This window comes from Thioclava sp. ISO4 (genome assembly GCF_058105145.1).
Window position 1 is genome coordinate 1,394,030 of record NZ_CM176571.1, and the last position, 21,898, is coordinate 1,415,927.

At 62.6% G+C, this 21,898-nt stretch carries 25 protein-coding genes and 1 pseudogene; 18 read left to right on the plus strand and 8 right to left on the minus strand.

From position 1 onward, the window contains the following. Positions 1–181: 181 nt before the first annotated feature. Positions 182–775, minus strand: coding sequence for a hypothetical protein (locus AC2TZ7_RS07050; RefSeq protein WP_489866384.1), 594 nt, complete (start codon positions 773–775; stop codon positions 182–184). A 435-nt stretch (positions 776–1,210) separates the two neighbouring features. Here AC2TZ7_RS07050 and AC2TZ7_RS07055 point away from each other — a divergent pair, with 435 nt between their 5' ends. Beyond that, the gene (locus tag AC2TZ7_RS07055) at positions 1,211–1,654 is read left to right on the plus strand and encodes a YtoQ family protein (RefSeq protein ID WP_098410138.1); all 444 of its coding nucleotides are present in this window, start codon (positions 1,211–1,213) and stop codon (positions 1,652–1,654) included. A 260-nt stretch (positions 1,655–1,914) separates the two neighbouring features. Here AC2TZ7_RS07055 and katG read toward each other — a convergent pair whose 3' ends face one another. After that, entirely contained in the window at positions 1,915–4,089 is a 2,175-nt protein-coding gene (gene katG, locus AC2TZ7_RS07060; protein WP_489866385.1) for a catalase/peroxidase HPI, read from the minus strand. Between the two features lie 364 nt (positions 4,090–4,453). Here katG and AC2TZ7_RS07065 point away from each other — a divergent pair. Continuing rightward, positions 4,454–4,660 (plus strand): annotated as a pseudogene (locus AC2TZ7_RS07065) (integrase core domain-containing protein); the annotation flags it as partial. A 41-nt stretch (positions 4,661–4,701) separates the two neighbouring features. Here AC2TZ7_RS07065 and AC2TZ7_RS07070 read toward each other — a convergent pair. From AC2TZ7_RS07070 to AC2TZ7_RS07085, 4 genes are all read right to left on the minus strand, one after another. Then, positions 4,702–4,971 (minus strand): hypothetical protein, encoded by a 270-nt coding sequence (locus AC2TZ7_RS07070; RefSeq protein WP_489866386.1) that lies wholly within the window; start codon positions 4,969–4,971, stop codon positions 4,702–4,704. Then, positions 4,971–5,609 (minus strand): acyl-homoserine-lactone synthase, encoded by a 639-nt coding sequence (locus tag AC2TZ7_RS07075; RefSeq protein WP_489866387.1) that lies wholly within the window; start codon positions 5,607–5,609, stop codon positions 4,971–4,973. The genes AC2TZ7_RS07070 and AC2TZ7_RS07075 overlap by 1 nt, the downstream gene beginning before the upstream one ends. A gap of 243 nt (positions 5,610–5,852) precedes the next feature. Beyond that, on the minus strand, positions 5,853–6,554 hold the full coding sequence (locus tag AC2TZ7_RS07080) for a LuxR family transcriptional regulator (protein ID WP_098410141.1): 702 nt from the start codon (positions 6,552–6,554) through the stop codon (positions 5,853–5,855). Between the two features lie 95 nt (positions 6,555–6,649). Continuing rightward, complete coding sequence (locus AC2TZ7_RS07085; protein WP_489866388.1) at positions 6,650–7,252, minus strand: helix-turn-helix transcriptional regulator; 603 nt, start codon at positions 7,250–7,252, stop codon at positions 6,650–6,652. Between the two features lie 111 nt (positions 7,253–7,363). Here AC2TZ7_RS07085 and AC2TZ7_RS07090 point away from each other — a divergent pair, with 111 nt between their 5' ends. From AC2TZ7_RS07090 to AC2TZ7_RS07140, 11 genes are all read left to right on the plus strand, one after another. Continuing rightward, positions 7,364–7,837, plus strand: coding sequence for an autoinducer binding domain-containing protein (locus AC2TZ7_RS07090; protein ID WP_489866389.1), 474 nt, complete (start codon positions 7,364–7,366; stop codon positions 7,835–7,837). Positions 7,838–8,046: 209 nt separating this feature from the next. Continuing rightward, positions 8,047–8,934, plus strand: a complete 888-nt coding sequence (locus tag AC2TZ7_RS07095; protein WP_489866390.1) for a LysR family transcriptional regulator — start codon at positions 8,047–8,049, stop codon at positions 8,932–8,934. A 106-nt stretch (positions 8,935–9,040) separates the two neighbouring features. Beyond that, the gene (gene wrbA, locus AC2TZ7_RS07100) at positions 9,041–9,664 is read left to right on the plus strand and encodes an NAD(P)H:quinone oxidoreductase (protein ID WP_489866391.1); all 624 of its coding nucleotides are present in this window, start codon (positions 9,041–9,043) and stop codon (positions 9,662–9,664) included. After that, on the plus strand, positions 9,664–10,302 hold the full coding sequence (locus AC2TZ7_RS07105; RefSeq protein WP_489866392.1) for a DsbA family oxidoreductase: 639 nt from the start codon (positions 9,664–9,666) through the stop codon (positions 10,300–10,302). Before wrbA ends, AC2TZ7_RS07105 begins: the two co-directional genes overlap by 1 nt. 12 nt (positions 10,303–10,314) lie before the next feature. After that, positions 10,315–10,464 carry a hypothetical protein gene (locus tag AC2TZ7_RS07110; protein WP_489866393.1) on the plus strand — a complete coding sequence of 50 codons (150 nt, stop codon included), beginning with the start codon at positions 10,315–10,317 and terminating at the stop codon, positions 10,462–10,464. A gap of 23 nt (positions 10,465–10,487) precedes the next feature. Then, complete coding sequence (locus AC2TZ7_RS07115; protein WP_489866394.1) at positions 10,488–10,985, plus strand: P-loop nucleotide/nucleoside kinase family protein; 498 nt, start codon at positions 10,488–10,490, stop codon at positions 10,983–10,985. 70 nt (positions 10,986–11,055) lie between these two features. Next, positions 11,056–11,955, plus strand: a complete 900-nt coding sequence (locus AC2TZ7_RS07120; protein ID WP_489866395.1) for an EamA family transporter — start codon at positions 11,056–11,058, stop codon at positions 11,953–11,955. Positions 11,956–11,980: 25 nt separating this feature from the next. Then, positions 11,981–12,658, plus strand: coding sequence for a DUF4386 domain-containing protein (locus AC2TZ7_RS07125; protein WP_489866396.1), 678 nt, complete (start codon positions 11,981–11,983; stop codon positions 12,656–12,658). A 263-nt stretch (positions 12,659–12,921) separates the two neighbouring features. Beyond that, positions 12,922–13,332: an FMN-binding protein gene (locus tag AC2TZ7_RS07130; RefSeq protein ID WP_098410158.1), complete on the plus strand. Its 411-nt coding sequence runs from the start codon at positions 12,922–12,924 to the stop codon at positions 13,330–13,332. Between the two features lie 7 nt (positions 13,333–13,339). After that, on the plus strand, positions 13,340–14,086 hold the full coding sequence (locus AC2TZ7_RS07135; RefSeq protein ID WP_489866397.1) for an FAD:protein FMN transferase: 747 nt from the start codon (positions 13,340–13,342) through the stop codon (positions 14,084–14,086). After that, positions 14,083–15,609 carry a ferredoxin--NADP reductase gene (locus AC2TZ7_RS07140; RefSeq protein ID WP_489866398.1) on the plus strand — a complete coding sequence of 509 codons (1,527 nt, stop codon included), beginning with the start codon at positions 14,083–14,085 and terminating at the stop codon, positions 15,607–15,609. The genes AC2TZ7_RS07135 and AC2TZ7_RS07140 overlap by 4 nt, the downstream gene beginning before the upstream one ends. A 132-nt stretch (positions 15,610–15,741) precedes the next feature. Here the strand turns inward: AC2TZ7_RS07140 and AC2TZ7_RS07145 are convergent, their stop codons facing one another. Next, positions 15,742–16,551 carry a M90 family metallopeptidase gene (locus AC2TZ7_RS07145; RefSeq protein WP_489866399.1) on the minus strand — a complete coding sequence of 270 codons (810 nt, stop codon included), beginning with the start codon at positions 16,549–16,551 and terminating at the stop codon, positions 15,742–15,744. 339 nt (positions 16,552–16,890) lie between these two features. Here AC2TZ7_RS07145 and AC2TZ7_RS07150 point away from each other — a divergent pair, with 339 nt between their 5' ends. The 5 genes from AC2TZ7_RS07150 to AC2TZ7_RS07170 all read left to right on the plus strand — a co-directional run bounded on the left by AC2TZ7_RS07150 (position 16,891) and on the right by AC2TZ7_RS07170 (position 20,898). Next, positions 16,891–17,190, plus strand: coding sequence for a YjhX family toxin (locus AC2TZ7_RS07150; RefSeq protein ID WP_489866400.1), 300 nt, complete (start codon positions 16,891–16,893; stop codon positions 17,188–17,190). A gap of 500 nt (positions 17,191–17,690) precedes the next feature. Further along, positions 17,691–17,894 carry a hypothetical protein gene (locus AC2TZ7_RS07155; protein WP_489866401.1) on the plus strand — a complete coding sequence of 68 codons (204 nt, stop codon included), beginning with the start codon at positions 17,691–17,693 and terminating at the stop codon, positions 17,892–17,894. Positions 17,895–18,214: 320 nt separating this feature from the next. Next, a complete protein-coding gene (locus AC2TZ7_RS07160) occupies positions 18,215–19,729 on the plus strand; it encodes a nitrilase-related carbon-nitrogen hydrolase (protein ID WP_489866402.1) in 1,515 nt (504 codons plus the stop codon). A 54-nt stretch (positions 19,730–19,783) separates the two neighbouring features. Further along, a complete protein-coding gene (locus AC2TZ7_RS07165) occupies positions 19,784–19,945 on the plus strand; it encodes a hypothetical protein (protein ID WP_489866403.1) in 162 nt (53 codons plus the stop codon). Further along, the gene (locus tag AC2TZ7_RS07170; protein WP_489866404.1) at positions 19,942–20,898 is read left to right on the plus strand and encodes an NAD(P)-dependent alcohol dehydrogenase; all 957 of its coding nucleotides are present in this window, start codon (positions 19,942–19,944) and stop codon (positions 20,896–20,898) included. Before AC2TZ7_RS07165 ends, AC2TZ7_RS07170 begins: the two co-directional genes overlap by 4 nt. A gap of 2 nt (positions 20,899–20,900) precedes the next feature. On the opposite strand, the gene AC2TZ7_RS07175 is transcribed toward AC2TZ7_RS07170, so the two are convergent. After that, positions 20,901–21,872: an NAD(P)-dependent alcohol dehydrogenase gene (locus AC2TZ7_RS07175; RefSeq protein ID WP_489866405.1), complete on the minus strand. Its 972-nt coding sequence runs from the start codon at positions 21,870–21,872 to the stop codon at positions 20,901–20,903. Positions 21,873–21,898 lie beyond the last annotated feature (26 nt).

Genomic DNA, 21,898 nt, shown 5'->3' on the forward strand with positions numbered 1-21,898 from the left:
ATCCGAAACTGTCTGCTCCGCGAAGCTGCGTGTCGGCAAGAGCATGGAGGCGGCAAGCGCGAGGGCAAGCCAGATCATGTGAAAGGAAGAGCAGTGTCGCATCGCGTTCGTCGATTGCCTCTGGGCGAGACCGAAAGAGACCGGGCGCAGAACGCCCGGCCAGTGCAGGGAGAGCCCTGCGTCAATTCTCGGTGGCGTAGTAATTGCCACCGACATTGATGGGCTCGCTGCCTGCCTCGGTCATCGTGCCGCTGACGTCGCCCACCGTGGTCAGCGTACCCGCGTCATCATAGAAGCTGCCGGTCATGTCGACGTTGAAATTGGTCGTCCCGGAATCGCCGGGCGCGCGCAGATCACCGGAGGCAGTTGCGGCGAGGGTAGTCCCGGCGGTGCCCGAGACGTCGAGGGTTCCACTGACATTGCTGTCCTTGGTCAGCGTTTCACCGCTGTAGATGCCGAGGTTGGACACCGTGCCGCCCACCGAATTGTCGTCGAAATTGATATCCATCGCCAACTTCCCGAGTACCGTCGTGGTGGGGTCGTCGGGATTGACGCCGCTGATGCCCATATAGCCCGACATTGACGCTTGCCCTGTGGGCGTATCCGTGACCGCCGTCAGGTCACCACTGTCGATACGATCCTGATATTCCTTATAGGTTGCATCAACCTGCTGCGCCTCCTTGGAGGACAGCGCCCCGGAGGACCCATTGCTGCTGTTGCAAGCGGACAGCGCAAGACAGGCGGCTGACGCCGCGAGCGCGAATTTGAATGTCATGAGAATACCCCGAGTTGTGAGTGTGTCATCACGGCCCGGCAGATCGAGCCGATCACGCGCATTTCACGCCACTGTGCCAAGTCCACGCAATCTATGAGAAACTATAGGGTTCACCGCGATCCTCTAGGTCGAGCGCCGCGGTTCGCGCGACTAGCCTGTTCTCTCCGAGGCATTTTGTGGTTTCCCCAGCGATGTTTCACTGTGTCGATCATCCTTCGCATTGCATGAAGGTGAGGACGATGACGGTTGCTCCACTTTGTCGTCAGCGCTGTGAAGCCCCTCGTTGGGGACGCTGCCGGATCAAACGCATGGGGAGCGGATCGGAGGGGGGCGGACGACCGGAGAGGTTGCCAAGCTGGTCCCGATCCTCAAGGATCACGCCGGAAAAGCGAGGCGGCCCGAAGCGGGGCCTCGCGACAGCGAAAAGAGGATGCGATGAAACTGAATGTCTATCTGGCCGGCGAGATTCACACCGATTGGCGCGAGGCAGTGAAATCTGCCTGCGAGGGGCTCGAGATCGAATGGTCAGGGCCGGTGACAGATCACGGGGCCTCGGATGATTGCGGGGTCGAGATCTTCGGCGCGGAAGAGGACAAGTTCTGGCATGACCGCAAGGGCGCGTCGCTCAACGCGATCCGTATCCGCACCGGGATCGAGCGCTGCGATGTGCTCGTGGTGTGTTTCGGCGAGAAATACAAGCAGTGGAACGCGGCCTTTGACGCGGGCTATGCGGCGGCGCTCGGCAAGCCGATCATCGTGATCCAGCCGCCCGAGCATGACCATGCGCTCAAGGAGGTCGACGCGGCGGCCAATGCGGTGGCGCGCACCCCCGAACAGGTGGCCCGCGCGCTGCGCTACGTGACGACGGCGGCGCTTTAAGTTGGACAATGCCCCGCCCGGACTAGCCGCAAAGCGGCCCGGGCAGCGCCCGACCGCCCCCTCGGGCGGGCGCTTTGGTGACCTGCGCGCGCGGGTCGAGGTCATCCGGATTTGGCCGGGATAAAGCGCTGACCACGAAGGGCAGGGCGCCCACCCGGCGATCGGGCGCTGCCCTCTGCTACGCAAACTTTGGCCCCCCAAACGAAAACGCCCCCCGCAGGTCATCCTGCGAGGGGCGCGGTTTTCTGTAAGACAGGCGATCAGGCCAGATCGAAGCGATCGGCGTTCATCACCTTAGTCCAGGCGGCTACGAAGTCCTCCACGAACTTCTCGCCCGCATCGTCCTGGGCATAGACCTCCGCATAGGCGCGCAGGATTGCGTTCGAGCCGAAGACCAGATCGACGCGGCTCGCGGTCCACTTAACCGCGCCGGTCTTGCGGTCGCGGATCTCGTAGGTGCCGTCGCCCACCGGATGCCAGCTGTAGCCCATATCGGTCAGGTTGACGAAGAAATCGGTCGTCAGCTGGCCTTCGCGGTCGGTGAAGACGCCGTGCTTGGTGCTACCGTAGTTCGTGCCGATGGCCCGCATGCCGCCGATCAGGACGGTCATTTCATGCGCGGTCAGCCCCATCAGCTGGGCACGATCCAGAAGCATCTCCTCGGGCGAGACGATGTAGTCCTTCTTGAGCCAGTTGCGGAAGCCGTCGGCGAGCGGTTCGAGCACGTCGAAGCTGTCGGCATCGGTCATCTCGTCACTCGCGTCGCCACGACCCGGCGCGAAGGGCACCGTCGCGTCATGACCGGCCGCCTTGATCGCCTTCTCGACGCCGACATTGCCCGCCAGCACGATCACGTCGGCCACCGAGGCGCCGGCTTCCGCCGCGATCGGCTCGAGCACCGAGAGCACCTTTTGCAGACGGGCGGGCTCGTTGCCCTCCCAGTCCTTCTGCGGGGCGAGACGGATGCGCGCGCCATTGGCGCCGCCGCGCATGTCCGAGCCGCGATAGGTGCGCGCGCTGTCCCAGGCGGTCGAGACGAGCTCGGCCACCGACAGATCCGAGGCCGCGATCTTCGCCTTCACAGCCGCCACGTCCCAATCGGTCGAACCGGCGGGGACCGGGTCTTGCCAGACCAGATCTTCCGAGGGCACCCACGGGCCCTTGTAGCGAACCTTCGGCCCCATGTCGCGGTGGGTCAGCTTGAACCAGGCGCGGGCGAAGGTCTCCTTGAAATACTCCGGATCGGCCATGAATTTCTGGCAGATTTCGTTGTAGACCGGGTCGACCTTCATCGCCATGTCGGCATCGGTCATCATCGGCATCCGGCGCTGGCTCGGGTCCGAGGTGTCGAGCGGCATGTCCTCTTCGGCGATGTCCACCGGTTTCCACTGTTTCGCGCCAGCGGGGCTCTGGGTGACTTCCCACTCATGGCCGAAGAGCATCTCGAAATAGCCCATGTCGAATTCGAGCGGGTTCGTCGTCCAGGCGCCTTCCGGCCCGCCGGTGATCGCGTTGCTCGCTTGCCCCTTGAGGTTCGGGTTGAACCAGCCGAGGCCTTGCTGATCGACATCGGCCGCTTCAGGCTCTGCGCCGAGCGCCGAAGCGTCGCCATTGCCGTGGCATTTGCCGACGGTGTGGCCGCCCGCGGTCAGCGCGGCGGTTTCCTCGTCATTCATCGCCATGCGCGCGAAGGTCTCACGGACCTGCGCCGCGGTCTTCATCGGGTCGGGCTGGCCATTCACGCCTTCGGGGTTCACGTAGATCAGGCCCATCTGCACGGCGGCCAGCGGGTTTTCCATCGTGTCGGGCTTGTCGACATTGGCGTAGCGCTCGTCCGACGGCGCGAGCCATTCCTTCTCGGCGCCCCAATAGGTGTCCTTCTCGGGATGCCAGATGTCCTCGCGCCCGAAGCCGAAGCCGAAGGTCTTCAGCCCCATGCTTTCATAGGCGACGGTGCCGGCAAGGATGATCAGGTCCGCCCAGCTGAGCCGGTTGCCGTATTTCTTCTTGAGCGGCCAGAGCAGGCGACGGGCCTTGTCGAGGCTCGCATTGTCGGGCCAAGAGTTGAGCGGTGCGAAGCGGATATTGCCGGTGCCAGCGCCGCCGCGCCCGTCCGCGAGACGATAGGAGCCCGCCGAGTGCCAGGCGAGACGGATCATCAGACCGCCGTAATGGCCCCAGTCAGCCGGCCACCACTCCTGGCTTTCGGTCAGCAGCGCATGCAGATCGGCTTTCAGCGCGTCGTAGTCGAGCTTCTCGACCTCTTCGGCATAGTCGAAGCTGCGCCCCAGCGGGTCGGTCTTGGTGTCATGCTGGTGCAGGATGTCGAGATTGAGCGCCTGCGGCCACCAATTCATCACGTTCGAGCCAAGCTCGGTATTTCCGCCATGCATCACCGGGCACTTGCCGCCGGTGTTCACTTCGTTTCCATCCATCTGTGCTTCCTCCTGCTGAGCACGGGTTGATCGGGGAGACCGGTCAGGGTCTGACGTGCCGCTGCTTGTCCGAAATAGGGGCCGCGGCGCGGGGCTTCCCGCCTTGCCCGATGCTCATAGCAGATGGCGTGATAAATAAAAATTTGGAAATTATAATCATAGGCATAAGGCAAGGTTATGGATCGGCGTTTTATTGGCTGAATCCAAGCTTTTCAGCGCGTTCGCCGGGGCAGAGCTCTTTGCTTGGCTGGCGCCGTTCGCGGCTTCGTGATTCACGCTCTCCGAAAAGGGTGAGAGTCGTGCCAGTGGCGCGGCGAACGCCCCGATAGCGCGGCAGGTTACGGTGCTTGTCGGTCATGCCTCACGCGGCGTGTCAGCCTACATCCGCTCGGACAGCGGCCCGGAGTTCGTGGCGCAGGCAGTTCAGGACTGGACTGCCGCCGTTGTCGCGAAGGCCGCGCATATCGAACCGGGATCACCCTGGGAGATTGGATGTTGCGAGAGCTTCAACGCCACGTTCCGCGATGAACTGCTCAACGGCGAGATCGTCTACAGTCCGCGCGAGACCCAAGGTTGAAGGCATGCGGAGTCAGCGCGAAAATTGCTCCCCGATCAAGCCCGCAGCAAGACGACGTTTTCCGGTCTTGCGTTATGAGAGAAGGCCGCCGCCCCCATATTCTCATCATGATTTGCCACCAAGGGCGCGATCTTCTCCAGCGCTTCAGCAAGAATGTCGCCGACTTCGTCCAGATGGTTCTCTTCGGAATAGCTTACGAGATCAGCCAAGAGACAGGAGATCCATTGATGATCGTCGCGACCATTGTCGCCAATCGAAGGTCCCCAGGAAAAATTCGACATCTGAAGGAGCTGGACGATGTCCATCAGGAGGTCTCCTCGTAGGCTTGGAGCTCAAACACATCGTGGCGAATGCCGGAGAACGCTCTCAGGCTCTCGATGCGCTTTTCGGAGCAATCCATGAGCGCTGCGAGTGCGGTTACCTTGCCCATCGGATGCGGAGAGCCGAGATAGCCGTAGGGTGCGTTCCCGGATCTTTGCATGACGCGGTTCATGACAGGGTCGATCACGGCGACTGCGTCGGTGATGCCAGCGCTCATCCCGTATTCGAAAGCCCCAATCATCACCTCGCTGGTGACATAGGAGATCGAATTGCGGGTCGGGCCGCGCCCGAGCAAGCTCGTATCGACACAAAAGCGGGTCGCCTCCCAGACATGAGGGCTGCGGATTGGCGGCTCCCCGTCGAGCAGGCAAGAAAAGACATCCGACAGCATGTGCGGGCCCGTCGTTTGCAAGAGCCGCATGCAGCCGACCACCCGGCCTTGATCGTCAAGGCTGATGACATGGGCAGGGTCGAGATCATCAAATGCGTCGCGCTCCATGCCGTCGGAGACGTTTACGTCCCAGCCCAGGCGGCCCTCGAAGACGCGCGCTCTTAGCCGGTGCATTTCCGCAAGAAGATCAGAATGTTCGTGAGAGTTGAGCGAGTCGACGATAATGATCATTTTGGTGTCCACCGTTTGATTTCTTGCTCGATTTATAGGTTTCAAACGACGGCTCTGTGAATAAGGGAAACCCCTTATAGGTGCGGAACACCCCGCAGGAACATCGGGTTCGATTTTGCCGTTTCGATCGCGAAAACGCGCTGCGACGAAATTCTGGCGGATTTTCCCGTGGTGCTTGGGCGACGAGCGCGCCTGTAAGGGGGGGGCTTGGGGAAGCGGCACGACGTTTATTGTGCGTAGATGTCAGCCGGGCAGGATCAAGCCCATGCCAATGGCCCGCCCGACAGCCTGGCTCGTTGTCATCGCACCAAGTTTGGTTCTCGCCGATCGCAGATGAATTTCGACCGTGCGATGGGAGATCGAGAGAATGTCGCCGATGTCTTGCTGCTGCTTCCCGACAGCGGTCCATTGAAGAATTTCGACTTCGCGCGCCGAGAGGGCAGGGAAGCCCAAAGCATTGAAAAGGTTAGTGCTTCGCATGACAGAGTCATGCATGTGAACCGCTGCGGTCTGAAGGTGCCCCATGATGTGCTTCTTCAGTTTCCCCCACTCCTCGAGCGAGCAGTGCCTCGTCACTGACAGCAATCCGCGATCGCCATAGGGGCCCCGGATGGGCACCGTTAATCCCTGAGAGCTCACGCCAAAATCGGCAGCTGCCCGGAATACGGAATGGAATTTCTGATCCCGTTCGAAACGTTGCCAGTCGACGGGAGCTATGCTTCGGCTTGCAACATGAAGTGTTGGATCGACGCGGTGGAGATTTCGCGAGATATAGTGCTGCTTCCAGTCGTCTGCGTAGTTTGCATATCCAACGACATCCCCGGTTACAGGGTTGACCGAAGCGTAAGAACCATAGTCGAGTTCGAGCGTATCGCACATCGTCTCGATGTAGGACACGTAGTCTTCAGTCGTTGGGCGTCGCGAGCCAAGATCAATGATGTCCACTGCGGCCCCCTCTGTATCTTGACCGATAGATTTGAGAGCAATGCGCGTTTCTATGGATCAGACATCTGCCGTTGAGGCATTCTCACAACATAGTGTTACAGCAAGCCGCGGCTGGCGGCAATGTGAGCCGCTTCCCGAACGGATCGAGCCTTCAGCCGATCGGCTCCGTTCTTGAGGCGGAGCTTTACGGCGCCTTGAGAAATGTCGAGGGCATGAGCGATCTGCTTATAGAGATACCCCTCGGAATAGAGCTTGAGCGCTTCCAGCTGCGGGCCGGTGAGAGGTTTTGCACCGTCCTCGTGCAAGTTTTTCAAAGCATGTTCGAGCTTGGACAGCTCCGAAGCTGAGAAGTTCCGGTCGTGACGGGCAAAAATGCCTACGGAGCGTTTCGGGACTTCGTCGGACCCTGGGATCGAGACAACGCAACCGTGTGACAGTCCAAAGCGTGCGTAATCTGCAAGAATAGAGGTCTTGCCCGGAACCGAAATTTCGTGCCAATGCGCATGTCCTGAATTGTCACGCGCCCAGTGCAGCAAAGGGTCTGATAACGCGCCCCCTACCCGGGTGTAGTGGTCGATCCATTCGGCAGAGAAGAGGTTCATCTCTACTTCGGGCGCGTAAAAGCCCACGCGGATTGCCACATAACAACCTTCAGGTGCGAGCTCTGCGAAAAGGGGCTTGCAATCGCTGGGCTTCATTGGTCTCAGGTCTTTTATTCCTAATGTACTAATCGTAGGCTCTGGGAAAACGGCCCTAAATACGCCATAGACATCGGCGAGAATTAACCCGATGTGGTCAGGAGGCGAAGATTGGATAAACTGCGCATAATCGAGGACCGCTTGCAACGTCTGAATCGGGTTTCCGATTGGACATTCGCGTTAGGCTTGCATATTCGCTTTGCCAATCCGACCCTCCGCTACCTCACATATCCAAAAGAGTGGGTCGATTACTACACTGAAAAAGAGCTCGTTTTTGTGGACCCGGCGGTCCGCTGGGCGATCTCCAATCAGGGCATTTGTGATTGGGCAGATCTCGCCGACGGTGACGAGAGTGACGTGTTCGGCGCCGCCGCGCGTTTCGGATTGCGCTTCGGAAAAGCCATTGCGCTCGGCGAGCTGGACCGCTCACTCGGTTTCTTTGCCCATCCGTCTCGTCCGATCACGCAGGAAGAGATCGAGCAGGCTCAATCGTTGATGCAAGAGCTTCACGATCTGACCCGCGATGCGCTGGACATGTCCGAGGAAGAGCTTGAGGAACTGCGCCAAATTACCGTGCCGGCTTAGCTGGTCGTTTAAAGGCCGGGTGCAATACTGGCGGGGCGGGGGCGCGGCTCCGGGTCGAAGCCCGGCCTGACGCGCGCTGGTCGCTGGATTTCACTTCGCGGCCAGGCGTCGGATTGAGTGTCCTTTCATCGCACCGGGCAAGTCAGTTCGCCTGTCGCGAAATTCGTGCTATTCGGAGCGCTACCTGACCGCTTCGAGGGTCTTCCGAGATGGACAAGCTTTCCGTGATGCAAGCCTTCCGCCGCATCGTCGAGCGCGGCAGTTTCGCGCGCGCGGCGGAGGATGTCGGGGTGTCGCCCGCGCTTTTGAGTCGCGAGATAAAGCTGCTGGAAGAAAGCCTCGGGAGCTCACTGCTGACACGCACGACGCGCTCGATGTCTCTGACCGATGCCGGGCGGCTCTACTATGACGAGGCGAGCGGCATCCTCGACGCGGTGACCTCGGTCGAGACGCGTATCCGCGACGGGGCCGGGGCGGTGCGCGGGCATCTGAAAGTGAACGCCTCGAGCTCCTTCGGGCAGACGGTGATTTCCCCGATCCTGCCGGGGTTTCTGGAGGCGCATCCCGATCTGCGGCTGTCGCTCTCGCTCGATGACCGAGTTGTCGACATGGTGGAGGGCGGCTTCGATGTCTCGATCCGCATCCGACCGGCGATGCCGGATTCGGCTCTCGTCGCGCGCAAGATCGGCACCATGCGTCAGCGCATCTTCGCCGCGCCCGCCTATCTCGCGCGGGCTGGCAGTCCCCAGCGACCGAAGGATATCGCAGGGCATAGGGTCATCGGCTTCCTGCTTGCAGACCATCTGACGAAATGGGCGCTGCACGGGCCGGAGGGCGCGATCAGCCTCGATCTCGATCCCGCCATTCGCGTGGGCAACAGTCTCGTGCTGCGCGACCTGCTGATCGCGGGGCAAGGCATCGGCACCTTGCCGGATTTCGTCTCGAACGAGCCGGAGGGGCGCGGCGATCTTGTGCGCGTGCTGCCCGAGTGGGAACTGCCCGCACCGGAGATCTTCGCCGTGACGGCCTCTCGGCTGGGTATGGATGCCAAAGTGACGGCGTTTCTCGATCATCTGCGGGCGGCGATGGACGGCTGACATTCTTCAACCGGCGTAAAGAGTGATTTGCGCCTCGGCCGCTTATTCCGACGCGGCTGATCCGCGATCTTCTCAGGCAATGAAACCCATGCCCTGAGAGGATCCAATGACCCGCGTTCTCGTTCTCTATTATTCCAGCTACGGCCATGTCCGTGCGCTCGCTCAAGCCGAGGCGGAGGGGGCGCGCAGCGTGCCCGGTACGCATGTCGAACTGCGCCGCGTTCCCGAAACCCTGCCCGATGACATCCGGCAGAAGGCTGGCTTCGCCGCCGACGACACGCCCGTCGCCAGTCCCGCCGATCTCGAAGCCTATGATGCGATCATCTTCGGCACGCCCACGCTGTTCGGGATGATGGCCGGGCAGGTGAAGTCCTTCCTCGATCAGGCGGGCGGGCTCTGGGCGCGCAATGCGTTGGTCGGCAAGGTCGCCGCCGTGTTCACCTCGACCGGCTCGCAGCATGGCGGGCACGAGGCGACGCTGCTTTCCACGCAGATTCCACTGCAGCATTTCGGAATGCTCATCGCCGGGATGCCCTACACCTTCGCTGATCAGACGCGGGCCGACGGGATCGTCGGCGGAGCGCCCTATGGCGCCGGCACGATCGCCGGGGCGGACGGATCACGGAGACCGACCGAGACCGATCTCGCAGGCGCCCGCTTCCAAGGCGCCCATGTCGCGCGCATCGCGGCGCGGCTGGCGGGGACCGCTCTGAAAGAGGAGGCCGCCTGATGCCCAAGCTCACCATCGATTTCTTTCACGACGTCGTCTGCTGCTGGTGTTTCAACATCTCGTCGCGGATGCGCAGCCTCGCCTCCGAGTTCGATCTCGACATCCGGCATCGCAGTTTCGTCCTGCAGGCAGATCGCGCCGAAATGGCCGCGCGCTGGGGCTCCCCCGGATCTGCGCGCGAGACCATCCTCGGGCATTGGGCTGTCTGCAGAGAGGTCAGCGACCGGCCGGAACTTGTCGATATCGAGGCCATGCGGGCCGCTGATTTCGACTATCCGCACGGGATGACCGCCGCGCTCGGATGCAAAGCCGCAGAGGCGCTGGGCGGGCAGGACGCCCATTGGGACATGTTCGACCGGTTGCAGCGCGCGCATCTCACCGAGGCCCGCAATATCGCCGATCCGGTCATCTTGCGCGACGTCGCGCGAAGCCTCGGGTTCGAGGCGGCGGCCTTCGCAGAGGCGTTCTACGATCCGGCCACGGCCCAAGCCGTCGAAGCCGATCGGCAACGCGCCCGCGCGCTTCAGGTCCGCTCCATTCCCGCGCTGATCGTCCGGGAAACCGGTGCGCGCCTCGTGAACGGGACGCGCGACGACCTGGCGGCACAGCTGCGCAGTTCGCTGAAACTCGTCGCCTGAGGAGTGCCCCTGATGAAGATCCGTTTTATCTTCCGTGGTCTCCGGCATCGGCGCTTCCATCCGCGCCGCGTGCCGCGCGATCTCTCGCCCCATCTGATGCGCGACATCGGGCTCGAGCCTTGGCCCGAGCGCCCCTGTCTCTCTCCGCGCCATTTCCGCTGAGCGACCCGACCGAAGGTGCCGAAATGACCTATCCATCTCCGACCCTCTATATGCTGTGCGGCAAGATCGCCTCTGGCAAATCCACTCTGGCGGCACGCTTGGCGCGTGCGCCCGGAACGGTACTCATCGCCGAGGACGAGTGGCTCAATGTGCTCTTCGCCGATGCCTTGCGGTCACCGTCCGATTACGTCGACCATTCGTCGAGGCTCCGGCGGGTCGTCGCGCCGCATGTCGCGAAACTGCTGAATGCGGGGCTTTCGGTGGTCCTCGATTTCCCGGCGAATACCGTCACGCAACGGGACTGGCTACGCGGTATCCTCGACCAGACCGATGCGGCGCATCAGCTTCATGTGCTCGACGTGTCCGATGCTTTTTGCCTGGCGCGATTGCAGGCGCGCAATCATCGCGGGGATCACCCGTTCGAGATCTCCGAAGCCCAGTTTCGTCAGTTCACCCGCCATTGCGTCGAACCCACGCCTGAGGAGGGTTTCCATGAGGTGAGGCATTCAGAAGGGCCCTGACGCGGCGCACCGATACCGCCCCAAGGCCCGGTCTTTTCCCTCTCGCTTCTCCCTGAATACGAGTTACCCAATGTCACGCACTACCGATATTTTCCTCACGGCGCTCGCCCCCGCTATCTGGGGGAGCACCTATCTCGTCACCACCGAGGCGCTGCCCGCTGGCTACCCCATCACGCTTGCGGCCCTGCGCGCCTTGCCTGCGGGGCTGTTGCTGGTCGCGCTCACGCGGTCGCTGCCGCCGCGTGCATGGCTTGGGCGCACATTCCTTCTTGGCAGCCTGAACTTCGCCTTGTTCTGGAGCCTTCTCTTTGTGGCGGCCTATCGTCTGCCCGGCGGGGTCGCGGCGACGCTCGGCTCGCTTCAGGCGATGATGGTCATCCTCATGGCGCGCGGCTGGCTTGGGACGCCGGTGCGCACCGGGGCCGTCACTGCTGCGGCGACGGGCGTTCTGGGTGTCGCGCTGCTTCTTCTGGGGCCAGAGGCTGCGCTCGATCCCGTGGGTGTCATCGCCGGTATTGGCGGGGCCGCGTCGATGGCGGCGGGCACCGTGCTGAGCCGCAAATGGCAGCCGCCCGTCTCGGCGCTGAGGTTCACCGGCTGGCAACTGTCGGCGGGCGGGCTGGTTCTGCTGCCGCTGGCTTTAGTCGTCGAGCCGTCCCTGCCGCCGCTGACCGCGGTGAACCTGTCAGGTCTGATCTGGCTTGGCCTGATCGGGGCGGGCGCGACCTATGCGATCTGGTTCCGGGGCATTGCCCGTCTCGAGCCCGGCGCGGTCTCGATGCTGGGGATGATGAGCCCGGTCACGGCGGTCACCCTCGGCTGGCTCTGGCTGGGGCAGGGCCTGTCGTTGCTCCAGATGAGCGGCGCGGCTATCGTTCTGATCTCGGTCTGGGCCGGGCAGCGCGCGAACCGTCCGCGCGTTGCCAATAGCTTCCGCGCTTCGCGCGTGGCGCAATCGAGAGCGGCGTGAGCGTCAATCAACGGAGGACTTCCGCGTGGCCCAACTTTCCCTGACCGACGACCTGATCCGAAAGTCGCGCCTCGCCGGGCTGCTCTACCTCATTATCATCGTCATGGGGCTCGGCGCCGAGCTTGGCCTGCGCGCTCCCCTGATCGACCTTTCGGATGCCGCGGGCACGGCCGCGGCGATACTGGCGGCACCGGGCCAGTTCCGGCTGGCGATCGTCGCCGATCTGGTCATGGCGCTGAGCGATGCGGGGCTTGCCGTCTTGCTTTACCTGATTTTTCGCAGCGTCGCTCCGGGTCTCGCTCTATCGGCGATGGTGTTTCGGCTGGTTCAGGCGGTCCTCATCGCGGCAAACCTGATGGCCTTGCAGATGGCCTGGCTGCTCCTGTCAAACGCCCATGATGTGGCCGACGCCCAGTCGCTGGCGCTGATCTTTCTCGACCTGCATGGCCACGGATATGATCTCGGGCTGGTCTTCTTCGGTGTGAACAGCCTGATGATGGGCGCGCTGGTCTGGGGCTCGGGCCTCTTCGCGAAAGCCTTCGGGGTGGGGCTCGCGCTGGCCGGTCTGGTCTATCTGATCGGCAGCGGGATCCGGTTTCTCGCCCCCGACCTCTCAGCGGCTTTCGCCCCGGCATATGGGCTGACGATCCTCGCAGAGACTGCGTTCTGCCTCAGGTTGCTGTTTCAGCGGCGACAAGGCTGACGGAGCACCAGCGCCGGCACAGCGAAAATCCGAGAAAATCCGCGAGGGAAAAGCGGCGCCCCAATCTGATGTGGGGTTGCGCGCGACTGTGTTCATGATCGGCCGCTCCCATCGCTCGCGATTGCTTCACGCAAAGGGGAACGGGCGCGACTTCAATGTCGATGCGGAACACGTATCTTTATAAGTGGTCTGGGGGCAGTTGAGCGACCGTCAAATCGAAGTCACCGGGCCGGGAGCCCGCAAGGAATGTCAGGAGGTCCCCAATGACGAGCAGGAAGTTTACAAGCGCACTCTCAGGCACCGTTCTCGCTGTGCTGCTAAGTTCGACCGCAGCCTCGGCAGGCTTTTTCTCGAGCTTTTCGCAGTCTCGCCAAATTCCCGCGAACGCTCATTTTCAGGATGGCACTTGGACCGGGTCTCCGGTCCGCCAGTATTACGGCTATGTGCAGGTGCAAGCCCATGTGAAAAATGGGAAAATCGCCTCCATCGATATCCTGAGGTCGCCAACGGATCGCAGGACGAGCCGCTATATCAATAGTAAGGCGCTGCCGATGCTCGAACGCGAAATCGTCATGGCGCAGAATACCAACGTCTCCTACATTTCCGGCGCAACGCTCACCAGCCAGGCGTTCCTGAATTCGGCAAATGATGCGTTGCTGAAATCGCTGAAATAGTCCGGCCATGACCGTCGAGACGCGGATCATCATGGGAATGCCGATCACGCTCGACATCCCGAATTCTCAGGGCGCAGACATTCACGAAAGGGTGTTCGACGTCTTCAATGACGCCGATAAACGCTTCAGCCCCTTCCGCCCTGACAGCGAGGTTTCGCGCTTCAATTCGGGCGAGATCGACGCGCCCGCGCTCAGTTCCCAGATGCGCGACGTCCTGAAGATCGCGCATGGCATGCAAGAGATCACGGACGGGTATTTCGACATTAGGCGCGAGGATGGAACCATCGATCCCTCCGGTGTCGTGAAGGGATGGGCGATCCTCGGTGCGGCCCGACTGCTCGAAAGAGACGGGTTCGGGAATTTCTGCATAGATGCGGGCGGAGACATTCAGGTCGGCGGGCGCGATGCGCGCGACCGGGAGTGGTCGATCGGCATTCGCAATCCCTTCGATCCGCGCCAGATCGTCAAGGCGATCGCGCCGAGAGGGCAGGGCGTGGCGACGTCGGGCAACTACGTCCGTGGCGATCATATCTATGACCCGCATGACCGAACCCGCCGCATCGAAGGTCCCGTCAGCATCACCGTGATCGGGCATGACGTTCTCGTCGCGGACCTGCACGCCACGGCGGCCTTCGCGATGGGCGAGCAGGGCATCTACTACATCGAAGCCCTCGACGGTGTCGAAGCCTACCAAATCCACCACGATGGAACGGCCGTGCAAACGACCGGTTTCAAGGAGTTTGTCTTCTCATGATGAAACTGATCAGGCGTTCGCTGAATGGCGTCACCATGTATCGATTGATGGTTTATTATCTCGGGATCCTGTTTCTGGGCGGGATCGTGGTCGGCATGATGGGAGCGGCCTTCCTCGACCCTGTCGGGCTTGTCGTGTCGCTCGTGCTGTCTGTCGCGAGCGCCTGGGTGACGAACCGGCTTTTCAGCTTTTTTCTGAAGCTGCCGACGAACGCGGAATCCGTTCATATCACGGCACTGATCCTCGCGCTCATCATGCCGCCAGCGGATTTCGCCGATCCGATGACACTGGCCGCGATCGTGCTCGCATCGGTCGCAGCGATTGCGTCGAAATTCATCCTGACGCTCGGGCATAAGCATATCTTCAACCCGGTTGCGATCGGCGCCGTTGTCGCGGGGGTAGGGCTCAACACCCCGGCCTTGTGGTGGGTCGGGGGCACGCCTCAGCTGTCGCCTCTGGTGATCCTCGGCGGGCTGCTCGTCGTCTACAAGATCGAGCGCCTCGGCATGATTGCTGTCTACATCCTGTCCAACCTTGCCACCGTTCTGCTGACGACGCCGCCGGATATGATGGGAATGGCGCTGCAACAGACGCTCCTCTACTCGCCGCTGTTCTTCGCGGGCTTCGCGATGCTGACGGAGCCGCTGACGGCCGCGCATGGTCGCTGGTCGCGGCATGTCTACGCCGCCATTGTCGGGGTGCTGTCTTCCTCGAACATCCATATCGGGACGATGTACTTCTCCCCTGAAATGGCCCTCCTCGTGGCGAATATCTACGCCTGGGCCGCCAGCCCCAAGGGCCGGTTCAAGATGAAGCTGATCGGTGTCGAGGAGATCGCCGCGAATTGCTACGAATTCGTCTTTCAGTCGGATCGCGCCCTGAAATTCCGAGCAGGCCAGTATCTCGACTGGACGCTGGGGCTGTCGGGGTCGGACAAGCGCGGCAACCGCAGGCCCTTCACCATCGCCTCCGCGCCCGGGGCCTCGGCCGTGCGGGTTGGCGTCAAGTTCAACCCTCATGGCAGCGCGTTCAAGCGGGGGCTTTTGCGGATGCAGGAAGGCGACACGATCTATGGCTCGCAGATCGCGGGCACATTCGTCCTGCCGCGGCAGCGCGAGAAGAAGCTCCTGTTCATCGCGGGCGGGATCGGAATTACCCCGTTTCGCAGCATGATCGCCGACCTCCTCGAACGCGGTGAGAAACGCGATATCGTTCTGGTCTACGCGAACAGGTCAGCAGACGAGATCGCCTATCGAGAGCTGCTGACGCGCGCGCGCAACGAGTTGGGGATGAAGGTGGTCTACGCGGTGTCCGGAGAACCCGGCTCCGCCATATATGACGATGTTACGCTGGTGCAGGGCCGGATGGACGAGACGAACTTGCGCGAATGCGTTCCCGATCTGGACGAACGGCGCGTCTATGTTTCCGGCGCGAGCACCATGGTCTCCGGGTTTCTGAAGATGCTGCGGAAATGTGGGGTCCGTCGCAGATGGATTCACACCGACGCCTTTGCCGGGCTGTGATGGCGGCGGCCTCGATCCGGAGTGTATGCCGCGCTGTCCTGAAACCCTCGATGAGAGCTCGATGAGCCTGTGGATACCGGATCTTCCGGTGCAGATCGGACGGTCACGGGGGCGAGCCTGCGCGCAGGGCCATCAGGCCCATGTCGATGGCTCAAGCTGGAAGAGTATCGACAGCTGTTCATAGACCGCAGGTTCGGCGTGTTTCAGCTCTGCCGGTCGCTCGAAGAAGGCCTCGACCAGAACCGCGAAGAACTCTTCCGGCCCCTCGGCGCCGTAGGCGTCTATCACGGTGCGCCGCCCGTGTTTGACGTGCTGAACATGGCGCTCGTAGGCCTCGGAGAATGGCACTGCCCAGCCCGCGAAGCTCTGCTCTTTGCTCAGCACCGGAATGCCGTCCGTGTGACCTGAAAGATCGTCGAGCTGGTGGGCGAACTCATGCAGGACGACGTTGTGACCATCATGATCGTTGGAGGCGCCCCACCGGGTGTGCTTCCAAGACAGAACGACCGGGCCGCGCGCCCAGCTCTCCCCGGTCCGGATGGTTTCGCGTTCCGTCAGAACATAGCCGCTGCGCTGAGCTTGTCTGGACTTGAAGGCGCCGGGATAGATCAGGATGGTGCGAAGGTGATCGTACCAGCTGTCTGAATTCACGACGAGAAGACAGGCTTGGGCGGCGATGGAGAGCCGCATTTCCTCGGTCACTTCCAAGCCATTGCAGCCGAGGAATTCGACCTGATCCAGAAACAGGCTGATCTTGCCGTCGAGCCGGGCTTGCAGGTCGCTCGGCAGTCTTCGGATCAGCGGAACCTGTTGTTTCACGATGCGACGCTGACGCTCCGGCAACGCGGTCGTCAGTAGTTGGGCTCGCTTATGCCGCTTGAGCCAGAAGAACGCTCCAACGGCGCCTGCGACAATGACCATGAGGATCAGGAATATCGGCATTACCGCTGTCCAATCTGGGCTGGTGTATGTGATGGCGTAGATAGTCGCTGAGGACAATGCAACCGGCGCTGCCGTTGCGTCTCCTTTTCAGGACGCTGGGCGCGAGAGCTTCTGCAAAGGGACATGAACGCCCGCTTTTCTGCAACGCTACTGCTTCGATCGCGCAGAGATGTCGCAGGGGACTTGTTGTGCTCTGCGACCATGGCTAACTGGTTCCTAGGTATGAGGCAGAGACCTCATGCGATGGAGATTTTATGCAAGAGCCCCGGGCATAAGCCCGTTCCCGGTCAAGTGATGCGGGAACGCCAGAACCAAAAGAACACTCACGCGCAACGCTGAGTGCCTCTGTTTCTGCACTCTCATAAAATCGAGACCAATCCCTTGAATATCTCAAAGCACGAACAGCGTGTTTTGCATGAACTCGCCCTTGGTGGAGCAATCCACCATGAAAGAGGCGAGGGCGGCAAGATACGCGCCATCACCTGTTACACGCGCGACGGTTACGTCCTTTCGGACTGCACGCTCGACGTCTTTCTGCGCCTGAGAAAACGGCGCTTCATCCGCTCGCAGAACGGCCAGCCTTATCGCGTATCGCGGCAAGGCATCAAAGCCGTGCGCGTGCAACTCAATCAACGATGACAAGCCGGAGGAGCATGATCATGCGAGCGACAATCCCCTATGACGGTGGCGAAGACGCCATCGTCAGCCTGTTCAGGTCGCGCAGGTCTTCGCCAGCCTTGGTGAAACCGGTCGCACGGCGCGATTTCCGCACCTGCCTGTTCTCCAGCCCCTTGCGCGCGGCGTCTTACCAACGGTCAGGGGTAGGCCCTGCGAGTGCGCGATCCGTGATCAAGGCCGTCGGAGGGAGAAAAGTGCCGCCATGACGCGGTTTTTGCGCATAATCGTGACCCTGATCCCGCCAGGGTGATCTGCCTGACACGCGTCTCGGGCTTGCGTTTTGATGGATCAATTCACTGTTATCGAAGTCAAAAGTCAGGAATTCCGCAATAAGTGGCGGCGCCTTCTTTTGCTAGCTAATAGAAATTCGAAACAAGTTTTTTCACATAAGCTTTTTTACACAGGGTTACGGGCCGCATCGCAAGTTCATTGGGCCCTGAAGGTATAGGGATGGAATCTATATGAGTGACGCACCTATTGAAGTGGAATGTCTGGAAGATGGGGCGATCCGGCTAAGCAAAGGGAGCTGGTCGGACAAGGTGCCGCGCGCGCAGATTGAGCGTTGGGCGAACCACTATGAGCTGATGCATCACAATAACGGCTATGCCGGCTATCTCGAAATGGCGAATGCGCTACGACGGGCTGCGGCGAAATTCTTTTCCTGATCAGGTCGCCAGATCTTCAAGCTCGAAATCATCTGACAGGCGCGGCAGTCACTGCCGCGCCTGCTGCATTCTTGATCGAACCAAGCTGCGGCAGTCCCGAGACGGAGTGCACGGATCGTCGCGCGGTGACCTGCCTGCGCAGATAGTGCTGCCTGTCGTCCGTCAGCGCCCTGTCCGACGCTACCACGCTTGACGCATATCAAGGGCCCAGAGCGGCCAATCATTTAGCCTCTCTTCACTGCCGAGTATCGCGCCAGAGGCGTCTTGCAGGACGCGGCCGATCGAGGCGGGTGTCTCGACGCGACCGAGGGAGGTCTCTTATGTCGATCGCGCGCGGAACCGGGCAGAAGCCCAGCGCAGTGACGGCCAGCTTGCTGTTCGTGGCGGGCTTCGGGCTGTTCATGTTCTGCCGACGCAGCGACTTTCTGCCGATGATCCCCGCGATGATCGTCGTGGCGCCGATCCTCATCCTGCGCTTTAGCCGGACGCTGCCGTTCTGGCGCTCGGTGCTGCTGACGACGCTGGGGTTTGTGCTTGCCTTCAACATCTCGCTCTGGGGCATCTTCGACATGGGCGACCCGAAGATCAGCCTGATCTTCAACATCGTCCGCTCGACGATGATCGCGCTGCTCTATGTCATCCCCTACTGGATCGACCGGGCCATCACGCCACGGCTTGGCAACGGGCTGCATACGACGCTGGTGTTTCCGGCGGCGGTGACGGCGCTGATGTTCCTGTCCTCGATCGTGCCGCCGCTGAACGGGACGCAGGCCAAGAACGTCTTCGCCACCGCGCCGCTGCCGCTTCTGCAGATCTACGCGCTGGCGGGCCTTTGGGGCTTCGTCTTCCTGTGGTCGTGGCTCGCGGCCATGGTGAACTACGCTTGGGAACGTAGCTTCGCGCGCCGCCCGACACTGGTGGCGGGCGTGGCGCTGGTCGCAGTCTTCGGCGCGCTCTTCGCCTGGGGCGGCGCGCGGCTGATGATGGCGCCCGAGAAGCCCACCGTCCGCGTCGCCGCCGTGGTGATGCCGGCCGAAGAAGGCGGGCCGGAATCGATGGTCCAGGTCTTCGACGACCGCATGACCTCCCCCTATGCGCCGACCATTGCGCGGATCCGCTCGATGACGGAAGAGGCGGCGCAGGACGGCGCGCAGATCGTCGCCTTCAACGAATTCGCCATCGTGGTCAGCGCCGATGACAACGAGCGCGCCCGGGCCGAATTTGCCCGCATCGCCGCCGACAACCACGTCTGGCTGGCGATCCCCTATGCCTGGGTGCCCAAGACCGGCAAGGGCGAGAACCGCCAGATGTTGTTCGACGACACGGGCAATATCCGGGTCGATTACCAGAAGCGCTTCCTGCTCGGCCTCGGTGACATGGGCGAGACCGGCGTCTTCGTCAAAGGCCCCGAAGTCATCCAGACCGCCGACAGCCCATTTGGCCGGATCGCCGTCGCCATCTGCCGCGACATGAGCTTTCCGCGTTTTGCGCTGCAGGCCGGGCGCGTCGGGGCCGACATCATGCTCACCGGCTCGCACGAGTTTCCCAAGGGGATCACGCTCAACGACCCCTACCGCGCGGTCGAGAACGGGTTCACCCATATCCGGCCAACCTATGACGGGATCACCTATGCGATGGATCCTTACGGGCGCATTCTGGGGCAAATGGATCGCGGGATCGGGCAGGCCGGGATCATGACGGTCGACGTGCCTATGGAAGGGGTCCGGACGCTCTATGGGCGCTTTGGCGACTGGCTCGGCTGGCTGTCGGTCGGGCTTGTCGGGCTGTTCGGCTTGGGGGCCGTGATCTTTGGGCGTCGCGCGCGCATCGACTAGGATTTGCATGAGGAGGGAGAGAGGCCGATGGGCTTGCGACAGAAGAGACAGGAGTTGGTCGGACTGGTCGGCGCAATCGGCGTGGTGATCGCGATTGCCGGATTTGTCGGCGGCTACCTGAGCCCCGGCGCCACCATCGTCTGGACTTTGGGGGGCTGGATCGTCGGCACGATGCTGGTCCGTGTGTTCACCGACCCTCCCGGACCCGGCAAATGAAGGCCATGACCTATCACCGCTACGGCGGGGCCGAGCAGTTGCGGCTTGCGGACCTGCCGGTGCCCGAGCCGGGCAAAGGCCAGCTTCGGCTCCGGGTGAGCGCCTGCGCGGTGAATCTGTCGGATTGGGAATATCTCACGGGCGCGCCGTTCTACGCGCGAATGGTCGGCGGATACTGGCGGCCGAAGCAACCGGTGCTTGGCTCGGATGTCGTGGGGATCGTCGACAAGCTCGGTCCCGACGCTCCCGGCTTCGCGATCGGCGACCGGGTCATGGGGGACGTCGTCATGACCCGCGGCGGCTTCGCCGAATTTGTCTGCGTGCCCTCTGAGCTGATGGTGAAGGTGCCCGAGAGCCTGTCCGACGCGGTCGCTGCCTGTCTGCCGCAGGCGGGCGGCATCGCCGTCGCCGGAACCGAAAATGTCACGGCAGGGAACAGGCTGCTGATCAACGGGGCCGGAGGCGGTTCGGGCACGATGGCGCTGCAACTGGCGAAGCAGGCGGGGGCCTTCGTGAGCGCGGTCGACAATGGCGGCAAGGTCGACTGGCTGCGCGCGCTCGGCGCCGACGAGGTGATCGACTATCGCGCACAGGACTTCACCGAGACGGGGCGCACCTGGGATCGCATCCTCGACATGGTGGCGACGCGCGGGCCTCGCCGCATCGCGAGGGCGCTCGCGCCGGGCGGCATCTACCGAGCGGTCGGCGGCGAGGTGCGCGTGCTCTTGTGGCTCCTGCTCGGTGGGGCGATCTACCGCGGGCGGCACAAATCGATCGGAATGCTGATGGTGCCCTCGGGGCGCGAACTGACCGCGCGCGTGGCGGCGCTGGCGCAGGCGGGGCGGATCGCGCCGCATCTCGAGGCGGAGCTGCCGCTGGCCGAGCTGCCGGAGGCACTGGCGCGCACCGGTCATGGCGAGGTCAGGGGCAAGATCGTGATCCGCCCGTCTTGATCCTAGGGGATGTCGATCCTCACGATCCCGGTCTTCTCCCCGGTCTCGACATAGCGGAAGGCCTCGACGATCTCGTCCAGCCGATAGCGCCGGTCGAAGACGCCCCGGAACCGCCCCTCGGCCATCAGCCCGGCGAGGCGCCGCACGAAGCCGGGGGCATTCTCGGGAAAGGGAAGCCGCACGCGCTTGCTGCCGGTGAGCGCGCACCAGCCGGAGAGGAACAGGTGCGACCAGCCGGGGCCCAGATCGGTCGCCGTGAGGATCCCGTCGGGCGTCAGCAGCGGGCGGCAGGCGCGCCACGAGGTCTTGCCCACCGCGTCCATGACAAGATCGAAGCGCTCGCCGATCGCGGTGAAATCCTCGGTCTCGTAATTCACCACCCGGTCGGCCCCCAGGCTCTGGGCCAATTCGAGGTGACGGGTTCCGACGACCGCCGTGACATGCGCCCCGCGCACCTTGGCAAGCTGAACCGCCGCCGAGCCGATGGCGCCGGAGGCACCGTAGATCAGGCAGCGGGCGCCCTCGGAGAGCAGGCTGGTGGTCGCGTCGGCATACCAGGCGCCTTCGCCCACCACAGCCTCGTCGAAGGCGAGATCGCCCGGGATCCGCGCCAACGGTCCATCGGCGGGCAGGCAGAGATATTGGGCATGGGCGCCGAACCGCTCGGGCGACAGGCCGAAGACCCGCTCCCCGGGCCGGAAGGCGCTCACGCCCTCGCCCAGGGCGTCGACCACGCCGGCGAAATCCATCCCGAGCGTGGGCATCTTCGGTCGCAAGAGCCCCGTCATCGCCCGCGCGAAGAAAGGATGGCCGCGTAGCGTGGCCGTATCGGTCCGGTTCACCGTTCCGGCATGCACGCGCACCCGGATTTCGCCCGGTGCCGGCGCCGGGATGGGCACGTCGTCCAGCCAAAGCGTGTCGGGCGCTCCATAGCGGTCGCAAAGCACCGCAGTCATCGTTTCCGCGTCGGTCATTTTTCCAGACTATCAGCCGAACGTCG